The sequence below is a fragment of the Streptomyces canarius genome, assembly GCF_014650735.1.
Taxonomy (GTDB): domain Bacteria; phylum Actinomycetota; class Actinomycetes; order Streptomycetales; family Streptomycetaceae; genus Streptomyces; species Streptomyces olivaceoviridis.
In genome coordinates, this window is the sequence record NZ_BMVN01000140.1 from 1 (window position 1) to 4696 (window position 4696).

Consider the following 4696-nt stretch of genomic DNA (forward strand, 5'->3'; position numbering starts at 1 on the left):
AGCGCGGTGGAGATCAGCACCCAGAGCATCTGGTACCAGTAGAAGAACGGGATCCCGATGAACCTCGGGTCCACGGCGGAGTAGGAGCCGACCCAGAGAATCGCGACGTACGGGGCGGCAAGACACAGGCCTACGGCGACTCGCAGCGGAGTCACCACCGTACTCCCGCGCTTCGGAGCGGTGGGCATCGTGAGTACCTTTCACTGGACCTTCGTGTGCGTACCAAGCACCTGGTCGGATGCCTGGCACATATGAGCGTGGCGCAGGCGCTGACACCTAGTGAACGCTGCGACGGGCTCCGGGGGTTCACCTCCAGGAGCGGGCGCAATGCCGACATCGCCGCAGACAACGGACGTTCCACCGCCCGTCGGCGAACATGTGATCAAACATGGAGCTGAAACGTGCGTCCGGTGTTGATCACATGTGACAGGGTGCACGGTGGCGAGATGGCCGTCGGCCCTTCGAGGGGTTGCGGCAGGTGTCCTCGCCGGCCGGCCCGCCCGTGTCGCGACGACCGCGGCAGGCCGTCCCCCCGTCTCACTCTGGAGAGAGCATGCACGGTCCAAGACGCCGGCGCGGCGGCGGAAGAGCGACCACGGTCGCCGTCGCCGTCGCCGTCGGCCTGACCTTGGTGTCCCCGTACGCCGTCGCGTCACCGCTGGCGGCGGGAGGGGAGACGTCCACGTCGGCGTCCACCCCCGTCTACCAGGACACCAGTTATTCGTTCGAGGAACGGGCGGCCGACCTCGTCTCCCGGATGACGCTGGAACAGAAGGTCCGCCAGCTCATCACCAACGACGCCCCGGCCATCCCGAGCCTCGGTGTCCAGGGGTACACGTACTGGAGCGAGGCCCTGCACGGCATCCAGTCGCTGGGCAACTCCAAGAACGCCGGCGACGACACCTCGTGGCCGGTCAGGGCCACCGGTTTCCCGACCAGCCTCGCCACCTCGATGGCCTGGGACCCCGCCCTCCAGTTCCAGGAGGGCTCGGCGATCGGCGACGAGGCCCGCGGCTTCCTGGACAAGTCGCTGTTCGGCGTCGGCCGCAACAACCTCGGCACCTCCGCCGACAACTACGGCGCGCTGACCTACTTCGCCCCGACCGTCAACAACGACCGCGACCCCCTCTGGGGCCGCCACGACGAGTCCTACGGCGAGGACCCCTACCTCCAGACGCGGCTGGGCAGCCAGTTCGTCGACGGCTTCCAGGGCCAGAACCCCGACGGCTCGTCGGTCAACGGCTACCTGAAGGCCGCCGCCACCGCGAAGCACTACGCCCTGAACAACGTGGAGGACGCCCGCACCTCCATCAGCTCCGACGTCAACGACTCCGAGCTGCGCGACTACTACACCAAGCAGTTCGCCGGGCTGATCGGGCAGGCCCATGTCGCGGGCCTGATGACCTCGTACAACGCCATCAACGGCACGCCCGCGGTCGCCGACACCTACACCAACGACACCCTCGCCAAGCGCACCTACGGATTCTCCGGCCTCACCACCTCCGACTGCGGCGGCGTCGGCACGACGTACAAACTGCCGAACGACGGCCACGACTGGGCGCCCGCGCCCTGGTCCACCAACGGGTCCAAGACCGACCCGCAGTGGATCGACGGGGAGACCGGCGACACCGTCGACGCCCGCGCCGGCGGTCAGGCATTCGCCCTGCGCTCCGGCAACGACCTCAATTGCAGCGGCGACGAGATGACCACCGCCAACGTGACGGAGGCCGTGCGCGCGGGCCTGCTCAGCGAGGGCGTCCTCGACACCGCGCTGGTGCGGGTGTTCACCATCCGCATGCGGACCGGCGAGTTCGACCCGCCCGGCAGCGTGCCCTACACCTCCATCGACAAGTCGGTCATCCAGAGCCCCGCCCACGTGGACCTCGCGACCAGGGCAGCCGACGCCTCCATGGTGCTGCTGAAGAACGCGAACCTCGCCGCGACCGGCAAGCCGCTGCTGCCGCTCAAGGCGTCCGCCGTCAACAAGGTCGTCGTCCTCGGCGACCTCGCCGACACCGTCAACCTCGGCAGCTACGGCAACAACCCCGACCAGCAGGTCTCGATGCGCCAGGGCATCACCGACGCCCTGAAGGCCGCCAACCCGAACGCGACCGTGACGTACGACGCGGCGGGCACCAGCACCAGCAACACCTCCGCCGTCACCCTCAGCACCGCGACCCAGGCCGCGATCAAGGCGGCCGACGTGGTGGTCGTCACGGCCGGCACCGACCAGAACACCGCGAGCGAGGGCAAGGACCGCGGCAGCCTGGCCATGCCCGGCAACTACAACTCGCTGATCGACCAGGTCGCCGCGCTCGGCAACCCGAACGTGGTGCTGGACATCCAGGCGATCGGCGCGGTCGACATCTCCGCCCGCCAGTCCAAGGCCGCCTCCATCGTCTACAGCGCCTACAACGGCCAGGGCCAGGGCACCGCCCTCGCCGACGTGCTGTTCGGCAAGCAGAACCCGCAGGGGCACCTGACCTTCACCTGGTACAAGGACGACTCCCAGCTCGCCGGGAAGAACGACTACGGCCTGACGCCCGCCGAGTCCGACGGCAAGGGGCAGACGTACCAGTACTTCACCGGCACGCCGTCCTACCCGTTCGGCTACGGCCTGAGCTACTCGACGTTCTCCTACTCGGCCGCGACGCTCGACAAGAGCAGCATCACCGCCGACGGCACGGTCGACGTGTCCTTCGACGTGACCAACACCGGCAGTGTGCCCGGCGCGACCGTCGCGCAGCTCTACGCCGCCAACACCTTCACCGTCTCCGGCGTCACCATGCCCAAGCAGCGCCTGGTCGGCTTCAAGAACACCGGCGTCCTCCAGCCGGGTGAGAAGCTGCACGTCACGCTGCCCGTCAAGGCGTCCGATCTGAGCGTGTGGAACCCGTCGACGTCCAAGCAGACGGTCTTCCCCGGCGCCTGGGCGCTGAAGGTGGCCTCCGACTCCGCCACCGTGCAGAGCACCGCCACCGTGAACATCACCGGAACCCTCACCCCGAAGGTCTCCACGGTCACCGTGCAGCCCGGCCGGCTGGTCTACCACGCCGGCGAGACGCTCGACCTGACCAGGAAGAACCCCTGGATCAAGGACGACACCGACCCGGCGAAGGAGCAGCGGGACACCTCGATCACGGCCGACGGCATCGTGGAGGCGGTCAACAACGACCAGTCCTTCGTGAACCTGTCGAACGCGTCCGTGACGTACTCCAGCAGCAACCCGGCCGTCGCCACCGTCGACTCCGCCGGCATCGTCACCGCCGGCGCGGACGGCGTGGCGACCATCAAGGTCACCGTCGGCGGCGTCACCGGCTCCATGGTGATGGTCGTCAAGGACACCCTCGCCGTCCACACCCCGCGGCTCCTGCCGGCGGGCCAGGCGGCGACCGTGACCACCACCCTGACCAACGGCACGGGGAGCGCGCTGAGCGGCGTGAACGTCTCGCTGCCCGCGCCGTCCGGCTGGACCGTCAAGGCCACCACCGCGACCTCCTTCACCTCCGTCGCGTCCGGCGCCTCGGCCACCACCACCTGGCTGGTCACCCCGCCCTCCGGCGTGGCGCCGGGCACCTACCCGCTGACCGCGACCGCCACCCACAGCGGCGGCTCCTACACCGCCGACGGCACGCTCCTGGTGCCGTTCGCCTCGGTGCGCGCGGCCTACACCAACGTCGCGATCACCGACGACTCCGACCCCGCGCCGGGCAGGTACGACGGCGGCGGGTTCAGCTTCTCCGCACAGGCGCTGGCCGCCCAGGGCCTGGCCGCCGGATCCTTCACCCACGACGGCCTGACCTACCCGTGGCCGGACGCCACGGGTGCGCCCAACGCCGTCGACACCAAGGGACAGGCGGTCCTGATCTCCGGAACGGGCAGCGAGCTGGGCTTCGTCGGAAGCGGCACCAGCGGACCCCACCAGGGCATCGGCACCATCGTCTACACCGACGGCAGTACCCAGCAGTACGGCCTGAGCTTCTCCGACTGGTGGGACAACGACAACGTCGCCCAGGGCGGCGGCCGACTGGGCACCTACGCCTACATCAACTCCCACGACGGCAAGGTGAACCAGAAGGTCAGTCTCTTCACCACGAAGGTGCCGCTGGCGGCGGGCAAGACCGTCCAGGCCGTCATCCTGCCCGAGTCGGACGGGCCCGGCACGCCACAGGGCCACGTCATCGCCATGGCCATCGGCGGCACCGCGCACACCCCGGCGCCCCAGCCGGACGGCCCGACCGGCCATGTCACCGGCCAGGGCGGCAAGTGCGTCGACCTGGCGGCCGGCCCGGCCGCGGGCGTCCAGGCGGTCCTCGCCACCTGCGACGACGACGCGTCCCAGCAGTGGACCATGGGCGCTGACAAGACCGTGTGGAACCAGGGCAAGTGCCTGGCCACCGCCGGCGGCGGCACCACCAACGGCACGGACGTCGTCCTCGACTACTGCGACGGCTCCAAGGGCCAGCAGTGGACGGCCGACGCGAGCAACGGCTACCTCGTCAACGCCGCCTCCGGCCTGTGCCTGGAGAACTCCAACGGCGGCACGGCGGACGGCAACCCGCTGATCATCTGGACCTGCAACAACGGCGACCTGGGCCAGAAGTGGCAGATCCCCACCGACGTGTCCGGCCCCTCGGGCCGTATCGCGGGTTACAACGGCAAGTGTGCCGAGGTGGCGGGTGGTGCGTCGGCGGAT

The 4696-nt window shown here is 69.5% G+C and carries 2 protein-coding genes; one reads left to right on the forward strand and one right to left on the reverse strand.

The annotated features are described in order from the left end of the window. Positions 1-188 (reverse strand): DUF3311 domain-containing protein (locus IE294_RS46305; RefSeq protein WP_189895323.1); only part of this gene is annotated, 188 nt, incomplete at its 3' end. Positions 189-553: 365 nt separating this feature from the next. Between IE294_RS46305 and IE294_RS46310 the strand changes: the two genes are divergently transcribed. Further along, the coding region (locus IE294_RS46310; RefSeq protein WP_189895324.1) for a glycoside hydrolase family 3 C-terminal domain-containing protein at positions 554-4696 on the forward strand (4143 nt) is incomplete at its 3' end.